The organism is Serratia sp. BIGb0163, from assembly GCF_024809935.1.
Classification (GTDB): Bacteria; Pseudomonadota; Gammaproteobacteria; order Enterobacterales; family Enterobacteriaceae; genus Serratia; species Serratia quinivorans.
Window position 1 is genome coordinate 386,778 of sequence record NZ_JANUDZ010000002.1, and the last position, 24,825, is coordinate 411,602.

24 protein-coding genes are annotated in these 24,825 nt (G+C 55.3%); 17 read left to right on the top strand and 7 right to left on the bottom strand.

Going from position 1 to position 24,825, the window contains the following annotated elements:
- The first annotated feature begins 418 nt into the window (after positions 1 to 418).
- The 3 genes from cysJ (at position 419) to M2406_RS12700 (ending at position 4,739) form a co-directional block, all read left to right on the top strand.
- The gene (cysJ, locus tag M2406_RS12690) at positions 419 to 2,218 is read left to right on the top strand and encodes an NADPH-dependent assimilatory sulfite reductase flavoprotein subunit (protein ID WP_115183272.1); all 1,800 of its coding nucleotides are present in this window, start codon (positions 419 to 421) and stop codon (positions 2,216 to 2,218) included.
- A complete protein-coding gene (gene cysI, locus M2406_RS12695; protein ID WP_012005259.1) occupies positions 2,218 to 3,933 on the top strand; it encodes an assimilatory sulfite reductase (NADPH) hemoprotein subunit in 1,716 nt (571 codons plus the stop codon). The genes cysJ and cysI overlap by 1 nt, the downstream gene beginning before the upstream one ends.
- A 71-nt stretch (positions 3,934 to 4,004) precedes the next feature.
- The gene (locus tag M2406_RS12700; protein ID WP_012005260.1) at positions 4,005 to 4,739 is read left to right on the top strand and encodes a phosphoadenylyl-sulfate reductase; all 735 of its coding nucleotides are present in this window, start codon (positions 4,005 to 4,007) and stop codon (positions 4,737 to 4,739) included.
- Positions 4,740 to 4,777: 38 nt separating this feature from the next.
- Here the strand turns inward: M2406_RS12700 and M2406_RS12705 are convergent, their stop codons facing one another.
- From M2406_RS12705 to M2406_RS12715, 3 genes are all read right to left on the bottom strand, one after another.
- The gene (locus M2406_RS12705; RefSeq protein WP_012005261.1) at positions 4,778 to 5,104 is read right to left on the bottom strand and encodes a type II toxin-antitoxin system RelE/ParE family toxin; all 327 of its coding nucleotides are present in this window, start codon (positions 5,102 to 5,104) and stop codon (positions 4,778 to 4,780) included.
- An 11-nt stretch (positions 5,105 to 5,115) separates the two neighbouring features.
- Complete coding sequence (locus M2406_RS12710) at positions 5,116 to 5,391, bottom strand: hypothetical protein (RefSeq protein WP_012005262.1); 276 nt, start codon at positions 5,389 to 5,391, stop codon at positions 5,116 to 5,118.
- Positions 5,392 to 5,482: 91 nt separating this feature from the next.
- Positions 5,483 to 6,556, bottom strand: a complete 1,074-nt coding sequence (locus M2406_RS12715) for an aminopeptidase (protein WP_012005263.1) — start codon at positions 6,554 to 6,556, stop codon at positions 5,483 to 5,485.
- A 276-nt stretch (positions 6,557 to 6,832) separates the two neighbouring features.
- On the opposite strand from M2406_RS12715, the gene M2406_RS12720 reads away from it, so the two are divergent.
- The 6 genes from M2406_RS12720 to M2406_RS12745 all read left to right on the top strand — a co-directional run bounded on the left by M2406_RS12720 (position 6,833) and on the right by M2406_RS12745 (position 12,140).
- Complete coding sequence (locus M2406_RS12720) at positions 6,833 to 7,123, top strand: hypothetical protein (RefSeq protein WP_112362955.1); 291 nt, start codon at positions 6,833 to 6,835, stop codon at positions 7,121 to 7,123.
- 177 nt (positions 7,124 to 7,300) lie between these two features.
- Positions 7,301 to 8,731 carry a siroheme synthase CysG gene (gene cysG / locus M2406_RS12725; protein WP_012005265.1) on the top strand — a complete coding sequence of 477 codons (1,431 nt, stop codon included), beginning with the start codon at positions 7,301 to 7,303 and terminating at the stop codon, positions 8,729 to 8,731.
- Between the two features lie 9 nt (positions 8,732 to 8,740).
- Positions 8,741 to 9,649 carry a sulfate adenylyltransferase subunit CysD gene (gene cysD, locus M2406_RS12730; RefSeq protein ID WP_012005266.1) on the top strand — a complete coding sequence of 303 codons (909 nt, stop codon included), beginning with the start codon at positions 8,741 to 8,743 and terminating at the stop codon, positions 9,647 to 9,649.
- Positions 9,650 to 9,660: 11 nt separating this feature from the next.
- Complete coding sequence (gene cysN / locus M2406_RS12735; RefSeq protein ID WP_259190252.1) at positions 9,661 to 11,106, top strand: sulfate adenylyltransferase subunit CysN; 1,446 nt, start codon at positions 9,661 to 9,663, stop codon at positions 11,104 to 11,106.
- Between the two features lies 1 nt (position 11,107).
- Positions 11,108 to 11,737 carry an adenylyl-sulfate kinase gene (cysC, locus tag M2406_RS12740; protein ID WP_012005268.1) on the top strand — a complete coding sequence of 210 codons (630 nt, stop codon included), beginning with the start codon at positions 11,108 to 11,110 and terminating at the stop codon, positions 11,735 to 11,737.
- Positions 11,738 to 11,822: 85 nt separating this feature from the next.
- Positions 11,823 to 12,140: a DUF3561 family protein gene (locus M2406_RS12745; protein ID WP_012005269.1), complete on the top strand. Its 318-nt coding sequence runs from the start codon at positions 11,823 to 11,825 to the stop codon at positions 12,138 to 12,140.
- A 52-nt stretch (positions 12,141 to 12,192) separates the two neighbouring features.
- Here the strand turns inward: M2406_RS12745 and M2406_RS12750 are convergent, their stop codons facing one another.
- From M2406_RS12750 to M2406_RS12760, 3 genes are all read right to left on the bottom strand, one after another.
- On the bottom strand, positions 12,193 to 12,915 hold the full coding sequence (locus M2406_RS12750; protein WP_017891645.1) for an amino acid ABC transporter ATP-binding protein: 723 nt from the start codon (positions 12,913 to 12,915) through the stop codon (positions 12,193 to 12,195).
- Positions 12,899 to 13,618, bottom strand: a complete 720-nt coding sequence (locus M2406_RS12755) for an amino acid ABC transporter permease (protein WP_049767937.1) — start codon at positions 13,616 to 13,618, stop codon at positions 12,899 to 12,901. Before M2406_RS12755 ends, M2406_RS12750 begins: the two co-directional genes overlap by 17 nt.
- 116 nt (positions 13,619 to 13,734) lie before the next feature.
- Positions 13,735 to 14,505: a basic amino acid ABC transporter substrate-binding protein gene (locus M2406_RS12760; protein WP_012005272.1), complete on the bottom strand. Its 771-nt coding sequence runs from the start codon at positions 14,503 to 14,505 to the stop codon at positions 13,735 to 13,737.
- 406 nt (positions 14,506 to 14,911) lie between these two features.
- Here M2406_RS12760 and ftsB point away from each other — a divergent pair, with 406 nt between their 5' ends.
- The 8 genes from ftsB (at position 14,912) to rpoS (ending at position 21,494) form a co-directional block, all read left to right on the top strand.
- Positions 14,912 to 15,232 carry a cell division protein FtsB gene (gene ftsB, locus M2406_RS12765; protein WP_012005273.1) on the top strand — a complete coding sequence of 107 codons (321 nt, stop codon included), beginning with the start codon at positions 14,912 to 14,914 and terminating at the stop codon, positions 15,230 to 15,232.
- 3 nt (positions 15,233 to 15,235) lie between these two features.
- Positions 15,236 to 15,943, top strand: coding sequence for a 2-C-methyl-D-erythritol 4-phosphate cytidylyltransferase (ispD, locus tag M2406_RS12770; RefSeq protein WP_012005274.1), 708 nt, complete (start codon positions 15,236 to 15,238; stop codon positions 15,941 to 15,943).
- Between the two features lie 10 nt (positions 15,944 to 15,953).
- Entirely contained in the window at positions 15,954 to 16,427 is a 474-nt protein-coding gene (gene ispF, locus M2406_RS12775) for a 2-C-methyl-D-erythritol 2,4-cyclodiphosphate synthase (RefSeq protein ID WP_012005275.1), read from the top strand.
- A gap of 4 nt (positions 16,428 to 16,431) precedes the next feature.
- The gene (gene truD / locus M2406_RS12780; protein ID WP_012005276.1) at positions 16,432 to 17,478 is read left to right on the top strand and encodes a tRNA pseudouridine(13) synthase TruD; all 1,047 of its coding nucleotides are present in this window, start codon (positions 16,432 to 16,434) and stop codon (positions 17,476 to 17,478) included.
- 271 nt (positions 17,479 to 17,749) lie between these two features.
- Complete coding sequence (gene surE, locus M2406_RS12785; protein ID WP_115183266.1) at positions 17,750 to 18,511, top strand: 5'/3'-nucleotidase SurE; 762 nt, start codon at positions 17,750 to 17,752, stop codon at positions 18,509 to 18,511.
- On the top strand, positions 18,505 to 19,131 hold the full coding sequence (locus M2406_RS12790) for a protein-L-isoaspartate(D-aspartate) O-methyltransferase (protein WP_012005278.1): 627 nt from the start codon (positions 18,505 to 18,507) through the stop codon (positions 19,129 to 19,131). Before surE ends, M2406_RS12790 begins: the two co-directional genes overlap by 7 nt.
- 324 nt (positions 19,132 to 19,455) lie before the next feature.
- Positions 19,456 to 20,442: a murein hydrolase activator NlpD gene (gene nlpD / locus M2406_RS12795; protein ID WP_012005279.1), complete on the top strand. Its 987-nt coding sequence runs from the start codon at positions 19,456 to 19,458 to the stop codon at positions 20,440 to 20,442.
- A 53-nt stretch (positions 20,443 to 20,495) separates the two neighbouring features.
- Positions 20,496 to 21,494: an RNA polymerase sigma factor RpoS gene (gene rpoS / locus M2406_RS12800; RefSeq protein WP_012005280.1), complete on the top strand. Its 999-nt coding sequence runs from the start codon at positions 20,496 to 20,498 to the stop codon at positions 21,492 to 21,494.
- An 80-nt stretch (positions 21,495 to 21,574) separates the two neighbouring features.
- Here the strand turns inward: rpoS and mutS are convergent, their stop codons facing one another.
- Positions 21,575 to 24,130, bottom strand: coding sequence for a DNA mismatch repair protein MutS (gene mutS, locus M2406_RS12805; protein ID WP_012005281.1), 2,556 nt, complete (start codon positions 24,128 to 24,130; stop codon positions 21,575 to 21,577).
- Between the last annotated feature and the right edge of the window lie 695 nt (positions 24,131 to 24,825).

Sequence of the window (24,825 nt, forward strand, 5' to 3'; positions counted from 1 at the left end):
CAAAAACCGCCGAAGTTTACCGGAAACGGAGCTTTCTTGCCATTTATACCGCTTTGGTCTACCGGTAGCGCTGTCAAAGTTGGCTTAACACTTTTTTTGTTTGGTCCTTGATAGACCTATCTGTTGGGGTAATGAGCGGTAAATGCGATTCATTCAATAAGCGTCAAAAAAACGGTTTAATTTTCATGTGGATAAAAAAGTCCGCTTAGCGCTTTAAGCACTATCCGTTACCAGAAAAACAGCTTAGTCATTTTAGTTATTATTTATTGCTATCCCTTATTTAATCGTTGCCAATCGGCTGGGTAACCTTACAAACTCTCCTGATCTTTTCAGGACCGCAGACCGAACGAAAAAATAGCGGCTGACACTGGCGAGCACCTGGCTGGATAGGTGCCATGTATAGGAAATAAGTACTGCAATGACGACTCAGGCACCTCCAACATCTTTGCTCCCGCTGACGCCCGAACAGCTGGCGCGCCTGCAGGCGGCGATTGGTGAATATTCACCAACGCAGCTGGCGTGGCTGTCAGGTTATTTCTGGGGAATGGTTAATCAACAGCCTGGCAGCGTTGCCATTGCGCCGGTGGCTTCCGCTGCCGCCAGCATCACGGTGATCTCTGCTTCGCAGACTGGCAATGCACGTCGCCTGGCGGAACAGCTGCGCGACGATCTGTTGGCCGCCAAGCTGAGCGTCACCCTGGTGAATGCCGGTGACTACAAGTTCAAGCAGATTGCCCAGGAACGCTTGCTGGTGATCGTCGCCTCCACACAGGGGGAAGGCGAGCCGGCGGAAGAGGCGGTTGCGCTGCATAAATTCCTGTTCTCAAAGAAAGCGCCCAAGCTTAACGAAACCGCGTTTGCGGTCTTCGGGCTGGGGGATACTTCCTACGAAAACTTCTGTCAGTCGGGCAAAGACTTCGACGGCAAGCTGGCCGAACTGGGTGCCGAGCGCCTGGTCGAGCGGGTGGATGCCGACGTGGAATATCAGGAACTGGCCACGGCCTGGCGTAAACAGGTAGTGGAAGTGCTGAAAGCCCGCGCGCCGGCGGAAAACGCCGCACCGGGCGTACTGGCCAGCGGCGCGGTTGATCTGCTCGATAGCAGCCCGTACAGCAAAGAACAGCCGCTGACCGCGCAACTGGCGGTGAAGCAAAAAATTACCGGCCGTGCGTCAGATAAAGACGTGCGCCATATCGAGATTGATCTGGGCGATTCGGGTCTGCGCTACCGACCGGGTGACGCGCTGGGCGTCTGGTTCGATAACGATCCTGCGCTGGTGGACGAACTGGTGCAACTGCTGTGGCTGAAAGGCGACGAGCCGGTAGAGGTCGAAGGTAAAACTCTGCCGCTGGCGCAAGCGTTGCGCAGCCATTTCGAATTGACGCAGAACACAACGCTGATCGTCGACAAATACGCGGCGCTGTCGCGCGACGAGAAACTGATTGGCCTACTGGCAGATAAAGCCGCGCTGCAGCATTACGCGCACAACACGCCGATTGTCGACATGGTGCGTCAGGCACCGGCCGATCTCAATGCCGAACAGTTGATTGGCCTGTTGCGCCCTCTGACGCCGCGTCTGTACTCCATCGCCTCCTCGCAGGCTGAGAACGAAAACGAAGTGCACGTTACCGTCGGCGTGGTGCGCTACGACATTGACGGTCGCGCTCGTGCCGGTGGCGCTTCCAGCTTCCTGGCCGATCGCCTGGAAGAGGACGGTGATGTGCGGGTGTTCATCGAGCACAACGACAACTTCCGCCTGCCGGCCAACCCGGAAACGCCGGTGATCATGATTGGCCCTGGCACCGGCATTGCGCCGTTCCGCGCCTTTATGCAGCAACGTGACGCTGATGGTGCCGGCGGTAAGAATTGGCTGTTCTTCGGCAACCCGCACTTTACCGAAGATTTCCTGTATCAGGTCGAATGGCAGCGCTATGTGAAGGATGGCCTGCTGACTCGTATCGATCTGGCCTGGTCACGCGATCAACAACATAAAGTCTATGTTCAAGACAAACTGCGCGAACAGGGCGCGGAAGTGTGGCGTTGGATCCAGGAAGGCGCGCATATTTACGTCTGTGGCGATGCCAACCGCATGGCGAAGGACGTGGAAAACACATTACTGGAACTGGTGGCCGAGCACGGTGGTATGGATACCGAGCTGGCGGATGAATTTTTAAGTGAGCTGCGCCTTGAGCGCCGTTATCAGCGAGATGTTTACTGATGAGTGATAAACACCCGGGGCCTCTGGTGGTTGAAGGCAAATTGGCCGATGCCGAGCGTTTGAAGAAAGAAAGCAACTTCCTGCGCGGCACCATCGCTGAAGATTTGAAGGACGGTTTGACCGGTGGTTTTACCGGTGACAACTTCCTGCTGATCCGTTTTCACGGCATGTACCAGCAGGACGACCGTGATATTCGCGCCGAACGCGCCGAGCAGAAGCTGGAGCCGCGCCACGCGATGATGCTGCGCTGCCGTCTGCCGGGAGGGATTATCTCACCCCAACAGTGGCTGGGCATTGATAAGTTCGCGCAGGAAAGCACCCTGTACGGCAGCATTCGTATCACCAACCGCCAGACCTTCCAGTTCCATGGCATTTTGAAGGGCAACGTGAAGCCGGTGCACCAACTGCTGGGCCGCCTGGGGCTGGACGCGCTGGCTACCGCCAACGACGTTAACCGTAACGTGCTTTGTACTTCTAACCCGGTGGAGTCAGAACTGCATCAGGAAGCTTACGAGTGGGCGAAGAAGATTTCCGAACATCTGTTGCCGCGCACCCGTGCTTACGCGGAAGTGTGGCTGGATCAGGAAAAAGTGGCGACCACCGACGAAGAACCGATCCTCGGGGCTACCTATCTGCCGCGTAAGTTCAAAACCACGGTGGTGATCCCGCCGCAGAATGACGTTGATCTGCACGCCAACGACATGAACTTTGTGGCGATCGCCAAAAACGGCAAGCTGGTGGGCTTCAACCTGCTGGTGGGCGGCGGTCTGTCGATTGAACATGGCAACAAGAAAACTTATGCGCGCCAGGCCAGCGAGTTCGGCTACATCCCGCTGGAGCACACGCTGGCAGTCGCCGAAGCGGTAGTGACCACCCAGCGCGACTGGGGTAATCGTACCGATCGTAAAAATGCCAAAACCAAATACACGCTGGAGCGCGTCGGGGTGGATACTTTCCGCGCCGAAGTAGAAAAACGGGCAGGCATCACTTTTGAGCCGATCCGCCCGTACGAATTCACCGGTCGCGGCGATCGCATTGGTTGGGTGAAAGGTATTGATAACCAATGGCACCTGACGCTGTTTATTGAGAACGGCCGGTTATTGGATTACCCGGGGCGTCCGCTGAAAACCGGCGTTGCCGAGATCGCGCGGATCCACAAAGGGGATTTCCGCCTGACGGCCAACCAGAACCTGATCGTCGCCGGTGTGCCGGAAAGCGAGAAAGCGAAGATCGAAGCTCTGGCGCGAGATCATGGTCTGATCGACGATGGGGTCAGCGTACAGCGCCAAAACTCGATGGCCTGCGTATCCTTCCCGACCTGCCCATTGGCAATGGCGGAGGCCGAGCGTTTCCTGCCGGAGTTCGTCACCAAGGTGGAAGGGATCCTGCATCGGCACGGCGTGGGTGACGAGCACATAGTGCTGCGCATCACCGGCTGCCCGAATGGCTGTGGCCGCGCACTGCTGGCGGAGATTGGCCTGGTGGGTAAAGCGGTAGGTCGCTATAACCTGCATTTGGGCGGTAACCGGGAAGGCACGCGTATTCCGCGCATGTACCGAGAAAATATTAACGAAGAAGAAATTCTGCGAGAGATTGACCAACTGGTGGGCCGTTGGGCCACCGAGCGCACGGCAGGCGAAGGCTTTGGTGATTTCACCATCCGCGCCGGTGTGGTCAGGCCGGTGGTCGATCCGGCACAGGATTTCTGGGACTGACGCCATTTGGCCCCGCTGGCACAGGGGGCTGGATCTGCGCGGTATGATTCAAGCATCAGGAGGCAGGCAACATGGCTGAATTCAATCTGGCGGAGCTGAACGCGCTGCCCAAATCAGGGCAGGCGTTGTCACTGGCGGTGGTTAATGGTCAGTTGGAAACCCTTTCCGCCGAGCAACGTGTGGAATGGGCGCTGGAGCATTTGCCGGGCGAGTTTGTACTCTCTTCAAGTTTTGGCATTCAGGCGGCGGTGTGTTTGCACTTGGTGACCAGGATCAAACCGGATATCCCGGTGATCCTTACCGATACCGGCTACCTGTTCCCGGAAACCTATCAGTTTATCGATCAATTGGCCGACAAGCTGAAGTTAAACCTGCAGGTGTTCCGCGCCGAACAGTCGCCTGCCTGGCAGGAGGCACGCTACGGCAAACTGTGGGAGCAGGGCGTTGAGGGCATTGAGAAATACAACCAAATCAACAAGGTTGAGCCGATGAATCGCGCGCTGGAAACCCTCGGCGGGCAGACCTGGTTCGCCGGCCTGCGTCGCGAACAATCGGGCAGTCGTGCTCACTTGCCGGTGTTGGCAGTGCAGCGCGGAGTGTTCAAGATCCTGCCGATTATCGACTGGGACAATCGAAAAATATATCAATACCTGACCGAGCACGGCCTGAGTTACCACCCGCTGTGGGAGCAAGGCTATCTGTCGGTAGGAGATACCCACACTACGCAGAAATGGGAACCGGGCATGAGCGAGGAAGAAACCCGCTTCTTCGGCCTGAAGCGTGAGTGCGGCCTGCACGAAGGCTAATGTAAACTTCCAAGGGCTCAGCATTGGCTGGGCCCTTGTTAATTTAGCAGCATATGTCGCCAGAGTGCCGCACCGATATCTTGGCGGGTATGTAAAATCAGTAGAATATCTACGCGATTTTCTGTCACTTCGTACAGCGTGCGGTAGTCGTGACGATCCAAACGTTCACGTACTGCCAGGCCAAACTCGGCTAACTGAGCGTTATAACGGCAGCGTAGTGGGTCAACGCGCAAATGTTCGAGATTTTCGGCAAATATCGCATCAACGAATCTTGCCGCACCTTGTGGGCCAAGAGTGATGGCTTTAAAGGACTCAATATCACTGAGGCACTGCAATGCGGTATTAGTGAGGTGAACATCATACATGGTGGTGATCCTTACCCCCGTGATGCGCGTAACCTTTGTAATGCCTCTTCAGCAGAAAGTGTTCTGCCTTCAGTGACATCCTGTTTAGCCTTCAATGTTAGTTTCAGCAACGCATGTGTTTGCCGTTCTCGTTCCCAGGCAGCCAGTTCTTCCTGGCGCTCGGCTGCAGTTTGAACGAATAATTCAGCGGTTCCATTTCTCGTCACCCAAACACCTCCCTTGAAAATTTCGGGAGAGCCGAGGCTTTCCCGCGTCGCTTTCTGCGACAGGGTCTTTTGTGTGCTCATCAGTCGGGCTCCTGCTACGAAATCCTGGCAACAGTATACTCAGTCGAGCATTGGGGTACAAAATTTGTACTGAATTTTGCCCCCGATAAGACTACTTTTTCTTTGGCGCTTTAGGTGGATGCGCCTGCGCCAGCTCTTTGATCAACGGCAACAGGATCTGCACGCTCTCGCGGCTGCGTTTATCGATCCGTCCTGGCAAATTACGTTCCAGGTATTGCAGATTATCGTACTGCGGGCGGTGCCAACTTATGCCCTGTGGGAAGTGCGGGCTGACGGCACGCTGCTGATAACCGTCTTTCTTGCCCAGCGACCAGTTGGTGGCTTCGACGGATAGCACCGGAATACCGGCTTTATCAAACACCTCCTGATCGGAGCAGCAGCCGGTGCCCTTCGGGTGCGCCTGGCTGCCTGGGTTAGTGGCGGCGGTAATGCCATAGCGGTGGGCGATGTCCAGTGCGCGATCGCGGCTCTGTTTCGCCAACTTGGGTGGCGTGTTGCGGCCGGCGTTGAAATACAGGCGATCGCCGGTGATCAGGCTGTCGAGGTTAATCACCAGCACAGTATTACGTTTTTCTTCCGGGCTCATACGTTGCAGATAGTTCTGCGCCCCCAATGAGCCGATTTCTTCGGCGCTGGTGGCAACAAAGCGCAGGCCGTAAGCCGTGGGGATGTTCTTCAGGCGCTCTGCCAACTCCAGCATTACACCGATACCGGAGGCATTGTCATCGACGCCCTGTAGCGTCAGGCCGCCGAGGTTGTTATCCAGGTCGGCGTCGCTTTGTGGCGTATAGGTATCAAAATGCGCCACGATCAGAATTTGCTGCGGATTGCTGCCATTTTTAGCGGCGATCACCGAGCTGGCGGTAACATTATTCCAGTTCTTTTTACCGTCTTTACTGGTGTAGAGATAACGGGTATTGAAGCTGCGGATATCGCTCTGATAACCCATCTTGCTGAACTGCTGGTTTAGATAGTCTGCGGTGAGCAGTTCGGCCGGGCTGCCTGCCATACGGCCGGGGAAATAGGTAGCGATGTGGCGGATTTGGTCAGCGGCGAATTTACCCATCGGGAGATCTTTCGCGGGCTGTGTGGCGGCAGAAACGCTGAAAACACCGCCGAGCACTGCCACCAACAGGCCGGCCTTTAGATAAAAGCGGGAAAACATACCGAAAAATCCTTCTTTTTAATGTCGGTAATACCGATTCTTTTTGCGGCCCTCAGTATGAGACTCGGCGGCAGATTAAACAATTTCCACCGCTCTGAAATTTTAGCTGCACAGGCAAAATTTCGGTGCTGTGCGCAACTAATGATGTCGAACCTTGTTCCGTGCAAAATATTGTGCGAAATGCTGGGCACATTACGGGAATCGGTATTTAACCATGGTCGCGGTGTGGTTTATTATTCAGCGATAAGGTTCATATGGATAGAAGGAGAAACCCTGATGTTGGACAAGTGCAATGACAGGTTCGGCCTGATAGAGAAGAAAGCCGAGTGTGTGGAACATACTCTCAATCAGGTCAAAACCGATTTGGCGACGCTGACCATGCGTTCAGTGGAGTTTGTTACCAAAGGCGATTTGCATAAGGAAGTGGGATTGCTACACCGGGAGATCGGTTTGGTTCATAAAGAGATGGCTAATCAAACTAAATGGATGATTAGTGCCATATGGGTGATTAGCACTCTATTGGCTGTAACTGGCCTGTGTATGACCGCCGCGAAGTTTTGGTTTTAACTTCTGCCTGCCTGGGCTGGATAATCGCCGCGGCCTTACCGGATGTGTAACCGCCGCAAACCCTGACGCTGCGGCCTATATTCCATAAAAGAACTAGTCATTCCTTTTCGTCATTTCAGAGGCTAAATCTCAGCCCGTATAGTCACAGTATCTTTCTGCATATATGAAAAGGCTGTTGTGGACTATCTACCTATATTCGCCGACCTGAAACAACGCCCGGTGTTGGTCGTTGGCGGCGGTGAAGTGGCTGCGCGCAAAGTTGACCTTCTCCTGCGCGCCGGGGCTGAAATACGGATAGTTGCGCAGTCACTCTCACCGATACTCGAACAACTGAGTCAGCAGGGGCAGATCCACTGGCTGGGACAGGCTTTTGCCGCTGAGCAACTCGATGAGGTTTTCCTGGTGATTGCCGCCACCGATGACAGTGCGCTGAATGCCGAGGTATTTAGCGAGGCGGATAAACGCCGGGTGCTGGCCAACGTAGTGGACGATCAGCCGCGCTGTTCGTTCATCTTCCCGTCGATTATCGATCGTTCACCCTTGGTGGTCGCCGTCTCTTCCAGCGGCCAGGCTCCGGTGTTGGCACGCATGCTGCGTGAAAAACTTGAGGCCTTATTGCCCGCCAGTCTGGGGCAGATGGCTGAGGTCGCCGGGCGCTGGCGTGGTCAGGTGAAGCAACGGTTGAATGCCATTGGCGAACGCCGCCGCTTTTGGGAGAAAACCTTTGGCGGCCGCTTCGCAACGCTGGTGGCCAATGGCCAAACCGCCGAGGCGCAGCGGCAACTGGAGCAGGACTTAGAGCAGTTTGCACAGGGCAGCGAAGGCACTCAGGGCGAAATTGCCCTGGTGGGGGCCGGGCCGGGCGACGTGGGGTTACTGACCCTGCGCGGGCTGCAGGTGATGCAGCAGGCCGACGTGGTGCTGTACGACCATCTGGTTAGCGATGAAATTCTTGATTTGGTTCGTCGGGATGCCGAACGCATCTGCGTGGGCAAACGCGCCGGCGCACACTCGGTGATCCAGGAAGAAACCAACCGTCTGCTGGTGGAACTGGCACAGCAGGGCAAACGTGTGGTGCGGCTGAAGGGGGGCGATCCCTTTATCTTTGGCCGTGGTGGTGAAGAATTACAGGTGGCCGCCGCGGCGGGCATTCCCTTCCAGGTGGTACCGGGAGTAACGGCCGCCGCTGGGGCAACCGCCTATGCCGGCATCCCGCTGACGCACCGCGATCACGCACAGAGCGTTACCTTTATTACTGGCCACTGTCGCCCCGACGGCGATGGCCTGGACTGGGCCGATTTGGCGCGTGCGCGCCAGACTCTGGCTATCTACATGGGCACCATGAAGGCGGCGGATATCAGCCAGCGCCTGATAGCCCACGGCCGTGCGGCCACAACGCCGGTGGCGGTAATCAGCCGTGGCACCCGTGCGGACCAACTGGTGCAAACCGGTACGCTGCAACAACTCGAACAATTGGCTCAACAGGCACCGTTACCGGCGCTGCTGGTGATCGGCGAAGTGGTGGAATTACATCACCAAATCGCCTGGTTTGGGCATCAACCGCAGGCGGAAGGGGTATCACGCCCAGCCGTCGTGAATTTGGCTTAAGGATCTGTTATGGACGAAAAACGACTCACTCATTTGCGGCAATTGGAGGCGGAGAGTATCCATATCATCCGTGAAGTCGCCGCTGAATTCGGCAACCCGGTGATGCTCTATTCCATCGGCAAAGACTCTTCCGTGATGCTGCACCTGGCGCGCAAGGCCTTCTTCCCAGGCACGCTGCCGTTTCCGCTGCTACACGTGGATACCGGCTGGAAATTCAGCGAGATGTACCAGTTCCGTGACCGCACCGCCAAGGAATACGGTTTTGAGCTGCTGGTACATAAAAATCCGGAAGGCGTGGCGATGGGCATCAACCCGTTCGTTCACGGCAGTGCCAAGCACACCGATATCATGAAAACCGAAGGTCTGAAGCAGGCGCTGAACAAATACGGTTTTGATGCCGCCTTTGGTGGCGCCCGCCGTGACGAAGAAAAATCACGCGCCAAAGAGCGTATCTATTCTTTCCGCGACCGCTTCCACCGTTGGGATCCGAAGAACCAGCGCCCGGAGCTGTGGCACAACTACAACGGTCAGATCAACAAGGGCGAGAGCATCCGCGTGTTCCCGCTGTCGAACTGGACCGAGCTGGATATCTGGCAATACATTTTCCTGGAAAAAATCGACATCATTCCTTTGTACCTGGCGAAACCACGTCCGGTGGTAGAGCGTGACGGCATGCTGTTGATGGTGGACGACGATCGCATTGATCTGCAGCCGGGCGAAGTGATCAGCCAGCGCATGGTGCGCTTCCGCACCTTGGGTTGCTGGCCGCTGACCGGCGCGGTGGAGTCCGAAGCGCAAACGCTGCCGGAAATCATCGAAGAGATGTTGGTATCCACCACCAGTGAGCGCCAGGGACGGATGATCGATCGCGATCAGTCCGGCTCGATGGAGCTGAAAAAGCGTCAAGGGTATTTCTAAGGAGCCGCCGGATGAACACTATAGTTTCGCAAAACCAGGCAATTGCCCAACAAATCGCTGACCAGGGCGGGGTCGAGTCTTACCTGCACGCGCAGCAACATAAGAGTCTGTTACGGTTCCTGACCTGCGGCAGCGTCGACGACGGTAAAAGTACCCTGATCGGTCGTCTGCTGCACGATACCCGCCAGATCTACGAAGATCAGCTGTCCACGCTGCACAGTGACAGCAAGCGTATCGGTACCCAGGGCGAAAAGCTCGATCTGGCATTGCTGGTCGACGGCCTGCAGGCCGAGCGCGAACAGGGCATCACCATTGACGTGGCCTATCGCTATTTCTCGACTGAAAAGCGCAAATTTATTATCGCCGATACCCCTGGGCATGAGCAGTACACCCGCAATATGGCGACCGGTGCTTCCACCTGCGATCTGGCAATTTTGCTGATTGACGCGCGTAAAGGGGTGCTGGATCAAACCCGCAGACACAGTTTTATTGCTACGTTGCTGGGCATTCGCCATTTGGTGGTGGCGGTCAACAAGATGGATCTGGTGGATTACCAAGAGTCGGTATTTGAGCAGTTCAAACAGGATTATCTGACCTTCGCTCAGCAGTTGCCAAAGGATTTGGATATCAAGTTTGTCCCGCTGTCGGCACTGGACGGCGATAACGTAGCTGGCGAAAGCACCCATATGCCTTGGTACAACGGCCCCACGTTGTTGCAGGTATTGGAAAGTGTGGATGTTGTCAGCGAGCGTGAAATGCAACCGCTGCGCTTCCCGGTGCAATATGTTAACCGTCCGAACCTGGATTTCCGTGGCTATGCGGGCACCCTGTCGGCCGGTGTCGTGCGCGTGGGTCAACGTGTGAAGGTGTTGCCTTCCGGAGTGGAATCCACCGTTGCACGTATTGTCACCTTTGATGGTGATTTGCAGGAAGCGGTACCGGGTGAAGCGATAACCCTGGTGCTGAAGGATGAAGTGGATATCAGCCGCGGCGATTTGCTGGTTGATGCCGGGGAAACCCTGCAGGCGGCGCAAAGCGCGCTGGTGGACGTGGTATGGATGGCCGAGAAGCCGCTGTTACCGGGACAGAGCTACGACATCAAGGTCGCTGGCAAAAAGACTCGCGCACGAGTGGAAGGCATTCGCCACCAGGTAGAAATCAACTCGCTGGCTCAGCATCAGGCGGATACCTTGCCGCTGAACGGCATTGGCCTGGTGGAACTGACCTTCGACGAACCGCTGGTGCTGGACAGCTATCAGCGTAATCATGACACCGGCGGATTTATCTTTATCGACCGCCTGAGCAATGTCACGGTTGGTGCCGGGCTGATCCGCGAAACCTTGCAGGACGCTCAGGCAGCCACTGGTGACTTCAGCGCATTCGAGCTGGAACTGAATGCCCTGGTGCGTAAACACTTCCCGCATTGGGGCGCACGCGACCTGATCGGGGGCAAGTAACGTGGCCGACGTAGAGCAACGACCCACCGGGCCGGATGATGACAACGTGGTCTGGCATCCGCATGCGGTAGCGCGTGCGGATCGCGAAGCCCGTAATGGCCATAAAGGCGTGGTGCTGTGGTTTACCGGGCTGTCCGGCTCAGGTAAATCCACCGTTGCCGGTGCGCTGGAGCAGGCGCTGCACGCCCTTGGCGTCAGCACCTATTTGCTGGATGGCGATAACGTGCGTCACGGCCTGTGCCGCGATCTGGGATTCTCAGATGACGATCGGCGTGAGAATATTCGCCGCGTGGGTGAAGTGTCCAAACTGATGGTAGATGCCGGGCTGGTGGTGCTGACCGCGTTTATTTCACCGCACCGCACAGAACGGCAGATGGTGCGCGAACTGCTTGATGAAGAGCGCTTTATCGAGGTGTTTGTCGACACGCCACTGGCGATTTGTGAGCAGCGGGATCCGAAGGGGTTGTACAAAAAAGCCCGGGCCGGGGAACTGCGTAATTTCACCGGAATCGACTCGGTTTACGAGGCTCCGCAACGGCCGGATATTCACCTTGATGGCCAACAATTGGTAACAAATTTGATTGCGCAATTGTTAGACGTGCTGCGTGGTCGGGCTATTATCAAACCCTGAATTCAGAAAAGCGTGTGGCGTTTTTGCGCCATACGCTTTTTACGCTAAGCCCGCCGGAGAGCGTGCCGAATAACCAGGGATCACTATGCAAAATGTCTCGCCTATCTTGATTGACTCAAACCAGGAGAAAGAGGAACCCTCTTATTCTTTCCTGGGCGGCGTCTGCGGCTTTGTTTTCTACTGGCTGGCGTTCGCGGTGCCTTTTGTGGTCTACGGTTCCAACACGCTCTTCTTCCTGCTCTACACCTGGCCGTTCTTCCTGGCCCTGATGCCGGTATCGGTACTGATTGGCATCACGCTCAGCATGCTGTTGCGCGGTCGCCTGATCCTGACGCTGTTGCTGACCGGCGCTATCGTGCTGTGTCTGTTCTGGCTGGTATTCAGTTTTCTCACCGGCTGGTGAGAGAGTGGGCGCAGTTGCCTGCGCCCGAAGCATTGCAAAGCCGTGCCGAAGGTTACAAAACTTTGCTTAGAAAAGCCTGAGTGCGCGGGTTGGTCGGATTGCTGAAAATCTGCTGCGGTGTGCCTTCTTCCTGAATGATCCCCTGATCGATAAACAACACCCGATCGGCCACTTCACGGGCAAAGCCCATCTCGTGGGTTACCACCACCATGGTCATACCTTCGTGTGCCAATGACTTCATCACCGCCAGCACTTCGCCGACCAACTCGGGATCAAGTGCTGAGGTGGGTTCGTCGAACAACATGATTTTTGGCTCCATCGCCAGCGCCCGGGCAATGGCCACCCGTTGTTGTTGGCCGCCGGACAGGCTGCTGGGATAGGCGTCTATCTTATCCAACAGACCCACTTTGCGTAACAGCGCTTCTGCACGCAGGATAGCGTCGGCACGCGACAGTTTTTTCACCCCCATCGGCGCCATAATAATATTCTCCAGCACTGTCATATGCGGGAACAGGTTAAAGCGCTGAAACACCATCCCCACGCTTTCACGCATTTTATTGAGATCGGTTTTCTGGCTGTGAATGGCGAAACCGTTGACCAGGACTTCGCCGCCGGAAAGCGTCTCCAGCGCGTTGATACAGCGCAGAAAGGTACTTTTACCGGAACCGGACGGGCCAATGACGCAGACCACTTCGTTGGCCGCGATCTCGCAGGAGATACCACGCAGTACGTGGCTTTCGCCGAATTGTTTTTGCAGGTTATGTACGCGAATCACTTTTCCCGAACCTCTTTTCCATGTGTTGCACCATCAGCGAAAGCAGGAAGGTGAGGACCCAATAGACCAGCGAAATGGTCAGGTAAGGCTCCCAATAGGTGGCATAAGCGCCGGAAACCGTCCGGGCTGCATAGGCCAAATCGGCCAGACCGATGGCGGAGGCCAGTGAGGAATCCTTGACGATGGCAATGGCGTTATTGCCCAGCGGTGGCAGCATGCGACGGAATGCCTGCGGCAGGATCACTTTGCGCATGGTTTTGCCGTAGCCCATGCCCAGCGAGCGCGAAGCTTCCATCTGGCCGCGATCGATTGACTGAATACCGGCGCGGAAAATTTCCGAAACGTAGGCGCCGGCGTTGAGCGTTATCGCCACCACGCAGGAAAGAAATGCGCCATAGTCGGAGCGCAATGCACGGGCGAAATCACTGCTCATCAGGCCGTTGGTGACCAGCAGGCCGTCACGCGGGTTAATAAACAGCGGCACCAGGGCGAAGTGCACCACCATGATCTGCACGAACAGCGGCGTGCCGCGGAAGGCGCTGATATAAATGCGCACCGGCCACTGTACGCCGTAATGCAGTATTGGTTTCCAGATGCCATGTGGCGCTTGCGCCAGACGGCCTAACCCCAGGAGCAGCCCCCAGGTGGTGCCCAGTATCACGCAGATAATGGTGCATTTGATGGTCATCCAGGCGCCTTCCATAAACAACGGGGCATATTCCTGGATAATCTCCCAACGGAAATTCAATGGGTGTTCCTTCTCGGTGTTCTCACGATAGTGTTGCTCCGGAGCTCGGGCGAGCTCCGGTCACTTAAGGTTTATTCGGCAGGCAGTGTCGGCACGTTGCTGTCAAACCAGGTCTGGTAAATTTTGGCGTAGGTGCCGTCGGCGATGATTTTCTTCAGGCCGGCGTTGATTTTACCGCGTAGTTCATCGTTGCCTTTGGCAACGGCAATGCCGAAATACTGACGTTCGAATTTGGCGTCTGACACCAATTTGAACTCTTTTTCCGGGTGGGTTTTTATGTAGAACTTGGCTACGCCAACGTCGCCTACGGCTGCGCCGATGCCGTCTTCGTACAACTCCTGCAGCAGCAGCGGGGTATTGTCGAAACGTTTGATGGCGGTGCTGTTTTTACCCAGCACGTCGGATACCACGATGTCGCCGGTGCTGGAGTTCACCACGCCAACTTTCAGCGCTTTCAGCGCGGCAATAGAGTTCACTTGAGAGTCTTTGGGAACCACGATGGTCTGCTCCGCCGGGAAATAAGGCGCAGAGAAATCAACCATTTGCTTGCGTTTATCGGTGATGGTGATGCCGGAAATAATGATGTCGCGATCGCCGGAGTTCAGCGTGGCAAAGATGCCTTCCCACGGTGTATTTACCAGCTTGACCTGGAAGCCTTCGGCCTTGGCGACGGCCTTGATGATATCAATATCAAAGCCTTCCAGCTGTTTGCTGCTGTTTTCGAATTCGAACGGACGATAGGTGCCGCCGGAGCCGACGACGTAAGTGGGTTCTGCCGCCAGAGCAGAAGCCGACAGGGTGGCGGCCAGGCAGGCGCCAATCAGAATTATGCGTTTTAACATCACTATCCCCGATAATTAAAAGTCATTCATTGGATTTATTTATGCACTATGTGTGCATAAAAATAACCTTCAATGAATAAAAATACAACTCCTACCTGATGGTGTGATTTTTAATGGTGATAAATATGCACTTTTCCATTGCGATTGGCGGAAGCGTTGGCGAAACGGCGGTGCAGCCAGTTTTTCTTGCTGCATAACCGATAAAAACTCTGAGAGTGGGATTACAGAGAGGTCGAGCGGTGACTTATCGGGTGAAAGTGCTTTTTTTTGCCGCTTTCGGCGCGAATTTAGGTTATAAACTCAAGAAATTCTCATCCTACTCTGAATTTGGCGGTGAAATGCCGTTCCCAGTGTGGAGTCCAACGAAAAGTTGTGGGATGATTAGGCGGTTTTTCAGGGGGCGGAGATGGGAAAACTTACGCTGTTATTGCTGGCATTGCTCGGTTGGTTACAGTATTCACTGTGGCTGGGCAAAAATGGTGTTCACGATTACGTGCGGGTCAATGATGACGTTGCGGTCCAGCAGGGCAGCAATGCTAAATTGAAAGCGCGTAACGATCAGCTGTTCGCCGAAATCGACGATTTGAACGGCGGTCAGGAAGCGATCGAAGAGCGTGCGCGCAATGAACTGAGCATGATCAAGCCCGGTGAGACTTTCTATCGTCTGGTTCCTGACCAATCCAGACGCAACGCGGCGTCCTCCTCGCAAAATAACCTACAAAAGTAACGCATGAATCACTCCGCAGGAACCTTTCCACCGGTGATTGCCGTCCTGCCCGCTGCCGGTATCGGCAGCCGTATGCAGGCGGATTGCCCGAAGCAGTATTTAACCATCGGCCACCAAACCATTCTCGAGCACGCGATCCATGCGCTATTGCGCCATCCGCGTATTCCGCAGGTGATTGTGGCGATCGGTCCCGATGACCAGCAGTTCCACCAGTTACCGATTGCCAAAGATCCCCGCGTGCGGGTCACCGTCGGCGGTCAGCAACGCGCCGATTCGGTGATGGCCGGGTTGCAACTGGCCGGCGAGGCCAAATGGGTGCTGGTACACGACGCGGCAAGACCCTGCCTGCATGCCGAAGATCTGGAACGTTTGCTGGCGATCACCGAACACAGCGAGGTGGGGGGCATTTTGGCCGCGCCGGTGCGTGATACCATGAAGCGTGCCGAACCTGGTCGCAGTACTATCTCACACACCGTTGAACGCCAGGATCTGTGGCATGCGTTAACTCCGCAACTGTTCCCGCTGGCGTTGCTCAAGCTCTGCCTGCAGCGAGCGATGGATGACGGTGCGACGGTCACCGATGAGGCTTCTGCCCTGGAGCATTGTGGCTATCATCCGCTGCTGGTCAGTGGACGCTCGGACAATATTAAAGTCACGCGCCCGGAAGATTTGGCGCTGGCGGCCTTTTACTTAACTCAGTTGGACAATTAAGGAGCGCATCATGCGTATCGGTCACGGTTTTGACGTACATAAATTTGGTGGCGAAGGGCCGCTGGTGATCGGTGGTGTTCGTATCCCTTATGAAAAAGGTTTGCTGGCTCACTCCGACGGTGACGTGGCGCTGCATGCGGCGACCGATGCTCTGTTGGGAGCGGCGGCGTTAGGGGATATCGGCAAGCTGTTCCCGGATACCGACCCGGCATTCAAAGGGGCCGACAGCCGTGTTCTGCTGCGTGAGGCCTGGAAACGCATCCGTGCCAAAGGCTATCGTCTGGGGAATCTGGATATCACCATTATTGCCCAGGCCCCTAAAATGGCGCCGCATATCCCGCAAATGCGCGTATTCCTGGCGGAAGATCTGCAGTGTCATATGGACGACGTCAACGTTAAGGCTACCACCACCGAACAGCTCGGTTTCACCGGGCGCGGCGAGGGCATTGCCTGTGAAGCGGTCGCCTTGTTGATCAAGGAATAAACGCATGGATATGGCTAACCTGACCTGGCTGCATGGCCAGCCACAGAGCACCGGCGTGTTGAAAGCCAACCCGGAAGATTTCGTGGTGGTGGAAGACCTGGGCTTTGAGCCGGACGGCGAAGGCGAACATGTGCTGGTGAACATCCGCAAGAACGGCTGTAACACTCAGTTTGTCGCCGATTATTTGGCGCGCTTTGCCGGTATTCACGCCCGTTCTGTCAGTTACGCGGGTCTGAAAGATCGCCATGCGGTGACCGAACAATGGTTCTGCCTGCATCTACCGGGCAAAGAGACACCTGATTTTACTCAGTTTTCACTGGAAGGCTGCGAAGTGCTGGCCAGCGCCCGCCACCTGCGCAAAATGCGTATAGGCACGCTAAAAGGCAATGCTTTCACGCTGGTGCTGCGTCATATTTCCGACCGTCAGGATGTCGAACCGCGGCTGCAGGCGATTGCAACCGGCGGCGTGCCAAACTATTTTGGCAGCCAGCGCTTTGGTCGCGGCGGCAATAACCTGGTGATGGCGCGCCGTTGGGCAAATGATGAAATCCGGGTTAAAGAACGCAGCAAGCGCAGTTTTTATCTTTCCGCCAGCCGCAGTGCGCTGTTTAATTTGATTGCCAGCCGACGCTTGGCCAACCAGCAACAACATACCGTGCTGGAAGGCGATGCCTTACAGCTCAGTGGGCGTGGCAGTTGGTTTGTCGCCAAGCCGGAAGAGCTGGAAGCGCTGCAACAGCGGCTGGATGCCGGCGAACTGATGATTACCGCTCCTTTGCCGGGTGACGGCGAACCCGGTACCGCCGGTGAAGCACTGAGTTTTGAACAGCAGTGCTTGCTGGAGCAACCGGAACTGATGGCGCTTTTAAAGCGTGAGCGTGTTGATCCGGCCCGCCGTGCGTTGCTGTTACAGCCAAAAAACATGCACTGGGAATGGTGGGATGATGCCACCGTTGAACTGCGTTTTTGGCTGCCGGCCGGCAGTTTTGCCACCAGCGTGGTGCGCGAAATTATGCGGCAGGACAGTAGTGATGCGGATATTAGTGAGTAATAATTAAAAACCTGCTTATGCAGGTTTTTTTTCGTCTGGAGCATGACGACGTAATGAGGTGTGTTTGCCCAACTGCGGTTTTCGGTGCTAACACGAGGCCTGGAAGCAGCGCGAAAAATCGTCTTTTCCCTTGGTGACTGGACATGTCGGGGGGAGTAAACATAATATCTGCTGGTTAAGTCCCTCCTTTTGGGCGTTGATTTCGAGTATTTAAATACCAGGCCGCGTTAAAGGCGTTCTGATTGAGAGATAAAAAAGAAGACAATCTTTTATGCGGATATTGCTGAGTAATGACGACGGCGTGACCGCCCCGGGCATCCAGGTGCTGGCGGCGGCATTGAGAGAGTTCGCCGAAGTGCAAGTTGTGGCACCCGATCGTAACCGCAGTGGTTCTTCCAATGCGCTGACGCTGGAATCTCCATTGCGCACCCTGACGATGCCCAATGGAGATATCGCCGTACAGCAGGGAACGCCGACAGACTGCGTGTATCTGGGAGTGAATGCCCTGATGCAGCCTGCGCCGGATATCGTGGTTTCCGGCATCAATGCGGGCCCCAATCTGGGTGATGACGTTATTTATTCCGGCACCGTAGCGGCTGCTATGGAAGGACGCCATTTGGGATTGCCTGCGCTGGCCGTGTCGTTGAACGGCCATCAGCATTATGCGACCGCCGCGGTGATCACCTGCCGGGTGCTGCGTGCGTTACAGCGCGAACCGTTGCGAACCGGTAAAATTCTGAATATCAACGTGCCGGATTTGCCGCTGGACCAGATTAAGGGCATTCGTGTGACCCGCTGCGGTAGTCGTCATCCGGCTGACAAAGTGTTCTGCCAACAAGATCCGCGTGGGCAAAATCTCTATTGGATTGGGCCGCCTGGTGATAAGTTTGATGCCGGGCCGGACACGGATTTCGCTGCGGTAGAACAGGGTTATGTGGCCATCACGCCACTGCAGGTGGATTTAACCGCTTATGCAGCCCAGGACGTGGTAAAAACGTGGTTAACCAAAGCAGGGGTTGGCGGGGAATGGTGAACAAGCGTATGCAAACATTGCTGACGCAGCTGCGTCAACAGGGGATCCGGGACGAACGGTTGCTACAGGCGATCGAAGCAGTGCCGCGTGAACGCTTTGTTGATGAGGCACTTGAACACAAGGCTTATGAGAATACGGCGTTACCTATTGGCTCCGGCCAAACTATCTCTCAACCTTATATGGTTGCACGCATGACCGAACTGCTGAATCTGACGCCAACCTCCAGAGTATTGGAGATCGGCACCGGTTCTGGCTATCAAACCGCTATCCTGGCGCATCTGGTGCAGCATGTTTGTTCCGTTGAACGTATTAAGGGGCTGCAATGGCAGGCCAAGCGGCGGCTGAAACAACTCGATCTTCACAATGTTTCCACTCGTCATGGCGATGGTTGGCAGGGTTGGGCATCGCGAGGGCCGTTTGATGCCATCATTGTCACGGCAGCGCCGCCGGAGATCCCTCCGGCGCTGATGGAGCAGTTGGACGACGGTGGCATTCTGGTGTTACCCGTCGGTGAGCAGGCCCAAACTCTGAAGTACATTCGGCGACAGGGAAGCGAGTTTGTTATCGATACCGTCGAAGCGGTGCGTTTTGTTCCCCTGGTGAAGGGTGAACTGGCCTAGCGATTGTCTGAATTTTCGGCAGGAAACGAAATCTGTTGCACTTTCATCACCTCCGGTTAATGTTTTAACGTTTCAATAAAACTAATTTTCAATACAATTGCCTTTCTGCGTAGTTGTCTTATGGTGCAGCAGCGCTAATGTGGTTAGCATTGGCGCGCTGTTTTGAGGCTCCGGTATGAGATTTCCTGACGTTCAGGGATCGGCCGTGGGCACCTTTCAGGGTAGAAATCGAGAGAATGTTAAAAGCTCAGCTACCATGTAAAGGGTATTTGGATATATCGCTGATATTGCTGTCATGGGGGAAGCATGAGCACGGGAAGCCCAATGATTACATTACGCCGGGTTGCGGTGTGTACGATGGTAAGTTTGTGGTTGGCAGGTTGTACGAACACTGAATCGACATCGGCCCCTATTAGTAGCGTGGACGGTGGCGGAGCCGCCGCATCCAGCAACGCTGGAGCGCAAGCTAACGCTGAAGGGCACATTGTTTACAACCGCAGTTACACTTCGATCCCCAAAGGGAGCTACAGCGGCAATACCTACACGGTTAAGCGCGGAGACACGCTGTTTTACATCGCCTGGATCACCGGAAACGATTACCGTGACCTGGCCCAGCGCAACAATATCCCTGAGCCATACAGCCTGAATGTGGGCCAAAGCATTCAGCTTGGTAATGGTTCCGCCAACGGAAACGGCGGTATGCTGGCGGCAACAGACGCGACCAGCGGCGGTGTTCCTAAGCCACCATCGACCTCTCAGATACAAACTGCAACGGTTGATTCTCCATCAACTAACGCGTATTCTGATAATTCGGGTAAACAGAATGTAGGTAAGATGTTACCTGCAGCAGGCGCAGTGGCGGCAACTACCGCAACAGCCCCTGTTACCGCACCGGTCGTTGCTCCCCCAGTGAGCAGCACCGTCAGCAACAGCGCCCCAGTAAGTACCTGGAGATGGCCGACTGACGGTAAGATTATTGATAACTTTTCCTCATCAGAAGGTGGGAATAAAGGTGTCGATATCGCCGGGACTCGTGGGCAGCCTATCTTCGCTACCGCCGATGGTCGTGTAGTGTACGCAGGCAACGCTTTACGGGGTTACGGTAATCTAATCATCATCAAACACAATGATGATTACCTGAGCGCCTACGCTCACAACGACACAATGCTGGTCCGGGAACAACAAGAAGTGAAGGCGGGTCAAAAAATAGCCACCATGGGTAGCACCGGAACCAGTTCAGTACGTTTGCATTTTGAAATTCGTTACAAGGGGAAATCCGTAAACCCGCTGCGTTATCTTCCGCAGCGATAGATTGGGCAGAATACGCTGTATTCTGCTCGCGGTATCACGGGTAGGAGCAGCATATGAGCCAAAATACGCTGAAAGTTAACGAGTTACATGACGATGCGGATTTCGACGAGAACGCAACGGAAGCGGAATCATTCGACGAAAAAGCACTGGTTGAAGAAGAGGCCAGTGAGAGTGATTTAGCGGAAGAAGAGTTGTTGTCACAAGGCGTGACCCAACGCGTATTGGATGCGACGCAGCTCTATCTTGGCGAAATCGGTTATTCTCCGCTGCTGACCGCAGAGGAAGAAGTTTATTTTGCGCGGCGTGCACTGCGCGGTGACGTGCCGTCCCGCCGCCGAATGATTGAAAGTAACCTGCGGTTGGTGGTGAAAATCGCCCGCCGTTACAGCAATCGCGGCCTGGCGCTGCTGGATCTGATTGAAGAGGGTAACCTCGGTCTGATCCGCGCAGTGGAAAAGTTTGACCCAGAACGCGGTTTCCGTTTCTCGACTTACGCAACCTGGTGGATCCGGCAGACGATTGAACGGGCGATAATGAACCAAACCCGTACTATCCGCTTGCCTATCCACATTGTTAAAGAACTGAATGTCTATTTGCGCACCGCGCGCGAGCTTTCTCATAAACTGGATCATGAACCGAGCGCTGAAGAGATTGCAGAGCAACTCGACAAGCCGGTCGATGACGTCAGCCGTATGCTGCGCCTGAATGAACGTATCACTTCTGTCGATACGCCATTGGGTGGGGATTCGGAGAAAGCCTTGCTGGACATTCTGGCCGACGAGAAAGACAACGGACCGGAAGACACCACGCAAGACGATGACATGAAACAGAGCATCGTTAAATGGTTGTTCGAACTGAACGCCAAACAGCGTGAAGTGCTGGCGCGTCGTTTTGGCCTGCTGGGCTACGAAGCGGCAACGCTTGAAGATGTGGGTCGTGAAATTGGCCTGACTCGCGAGCGAGTACGTCAGATCCAGGTTGAAGGTTTACGCCGTCTGCGTGAAATTCTGCAAATGCAGGGCCTGAGCATTGAGGCACTGTTCCGCGAGTAACCCAGGCAGTTGAATCGCATCAAAATAAAAACGGTGAGCACTATGCTCACCGTTTTTTTATGCCTGCGACCTGCGAAGGGTCAGACCATATTCTTCAGGCGGTAAATCCACTCCAGCGCCTGACGAGGTGACAGTGAGTCCGGATCCAGTGCCTCGAGCGCTTCAACCGCCGGTGAGGTTTCCTCATTCAGCAGCGTCATCTGGGTGGCATCAACGGTACCCGTCGCGGTATGGCTGGATATCGCCTCCAGCTCGCGCAGTTTTTGGCGCGCGCGTTTGATCACCTCACGTGGCACACCGGCCAGAGCGGCAACCGCCAGGCCATAGCTCTTGCTGGCGGCACCGTCCTGTACGCTATGCATAAAGGCGATAGTGTCGCCGTGCTCCAGCGCGTCCAGATGCACGTTAACCACGCCTTCCATTTTCTCCGGCAGCGTGGTCAGCTCAAAGTAATGGGTGGCGAACAGCGTCATGGCTTTAATGCGGCTGGCCAGGTTCTCGGCGCAGGCCCAGGCCAGGGAGAGACCGTCGTAGGTTGAGGTACCGCGGCCAATTTCATCCATCAGCACCAGGCTGTTTTCGGTGGCATTGTGCAGGATATTGGCGGTTTCAGTCATCTCTACCATAAAGGTAGAACGGCCGGAGGCCAGATCGTCTGCCGCGCCCACGCGGGTAAATATTCGGTCTACCGGGCCGATGACCGCCTTGCTCGCCGGCACGTAGCTGCCGATGTGTGCCATCAGTACGATCAGCGCCGTTTGGCGCATATAGGTACTTTTACCGCCCATATTAGGGCCGGTAATGATCAACATCCGCCGCTGAGGCGACAGCGATAGCGGGTTGGAAATAAACGGCTCGCTCAGTACCTGTTCGACCACCGGATGGCGGCCCTCAGTGATGCGTACACCGGGCTGTTCGCTGATGGTTGGGCAGGCGTAGTTGAGCGTTTCGGCACGCTCAGCCAGGTTGGCCAGCACGTCCAGCTCGGCCAATGCAGCGGCACTTTGCTGTAAATCGCCCAGGTGCGGCAACAGTAAATCGAACAACTCTTCGTACAGACCCTTCTCGATCGCCAACGCTTTCCCTTTGGAAGTCAGAACCTTGTCTTCATACTCTTTCAATTCGGGAATGATGTAGCGTTCGGCATTTTTCAGCGTCTGACGGCGCACGTAGTGGATCGGTACCAGGTGGCTCTGCCCACGGCTGACTTGAATGTAATAACCATGCACGCCATTGAAGCCGACCTTCAACGTATCCAGCCCCAGCTTTTCGCGCTCGCGGATCTCAAGACGGTCGAGGTAGTCGGTGGCACCATCGGCCAGTGCGCGCCATTCATCCAGCTCGCTATTGTAGCCGGGAGCGATAACGCCGCCGTCGCGTACCAGCACCGGCGGGGCTTCGACCACTGCGCGTTCCAGCAAGTCTTGCAGTTCATCAAACTGACCGACCTGTGACAGTAGCTGTTGCACATACGGGGTTTCTACCCCTTTCAGTAACGCGTGGATATCCGGCAACTGTTGGAAAGCATGACGCATACGGGCCAGATCGCGTGGACGGGCACTGCGTAATGCCAAACGGGCCAATATGCGCTCCAGATCTCCCACCTGACGCAGCGAAGGTTGCAGGTCGCTATACAGATCCTGCAGGGAGCCGATCGCCTGCTGACGGTTATTCAATACTTTGATGTCACGGGTCGGCATATGCAGCCAGCGCTTAAGCATACGGCTACCCATTGCCGTCACGCTGCGGTCGAGGATGGCCGCCAGGGTATTTTCGCTGCCGCCGGACAGGTTCTGGGTCAGCTCAAGGTTACGCCGCGTGGCGGCATCCATGATAATGCCATCCTGCTGGCGCTCCATGGTGATGCCACGGATATGCGGTAATGAGGTGCGTTGAGTATCTTTAACATATTGCAGCAGACAACCGGCGGCGCGCAGTGCCTGATGGGCCTGTTCAACGCCGAAACCGGTCAGATCGCGGGTGCCGAACTGCAGATTCAGCTGTTGGCGTGCAGTCTCGGGCTCAAACTCCCACAGTGGGCGACGGCGCAGGCCATGGCGCTGTTCAATCAGCGACATCTGTTCAAAGGTTTCGGGGTAAAGCAGCTCGGCAGGATTAGTGCGCTGCAACTCTGCCGCCATGGTTTCGATATCTGCCGGTTCGGCCACGCGGAAACGACCTGAGCTGATGTCCAGCGTGGCGTAGCCAAAGCCGCGTGCGTCCTGCCAGATGGCCGCCAGCAGGTTGTCCTGACGTTCTTGCAGCAGGGCTTCGTCGGTGATGGTGCCTGGCGTAACGATGCGCACCACTTTGCGTTCCACCGGGCCTTTACTGGTGGCCGGATCGCCGATTTGTTCGCACAGGGCGACGGATTCACCAAGCTGCACCAGTTTGGCCAGATAGTTCTCGACCGCATGGTGAGGGACGCCGGCCATCGGAATGGGCTCGCCCGCTGAGGCACCGCGTTTGGTCAGCGAGATATCCAGCAGTTGGGAAGCACGTTTGGCATCGTCATAGAACAGCTCGTAAAAGTCGCCCATGCGGTAAAACAGCAGGATCTCGGGGTGCTGTGCCTTGAGGCGCAGATACTGCTGCATCATCGGCGTGTGTGAATCGAGCTTATCGGTACTATTCATAAGATTACTGTTTCCAATCCATTGAATTTAAAGTTGGTTGTGATGTTGATTGTCATCATTAGGGTTCACGCCGCGGCACAAAAAAACCACTCGATAGAGCAGTGGTTGACGGCGGTAAGGATCAATAAGCCCTTAATACTGTCGCTATACTAGCCCAGCGGGCAATCGGCTGTCACAGGTAAAAATGGGAAGCTTTACGCAAAGTCGATTTGTAAGGCAGGGGAGAGCGTTGCACAGGTTAATCTTGGGGGATACAGAGATGTCCTTAGTGGGCAATCAAAGCAGTGTGTTACCCCAATCAGGCGATCTGTCCCGAAGAGTAACCCAGCCCTGTCTGAGCCTGACCTGCCAAACCAGCCCCAAAAATTCTTCCATTTACCACTTCTTTTCCACCCGCTGGATAGCCTTATCTTGCTGAAGTGTTCTAATCAAGGGCGAACGATTTTATGCTCATCAATCGAACGATGGATGACCCCGCGCATAGAATTATCCATAAATACTCTGCATGTTTATAACTTACTGTTTATAATTGTTATTTGCTTATTTATGACGAATTTATTCAGTAATTAAAGGTTATTTGCGAGACAGATCACACTATTTTTTTATGTGAAATGTGAAGAGGGTCAATCAGGAAGGTCAAGCAGAGACGGTTCTTACTGGTGATGGCTTACCGTTCCGCTTCACTGCCTCCGTAT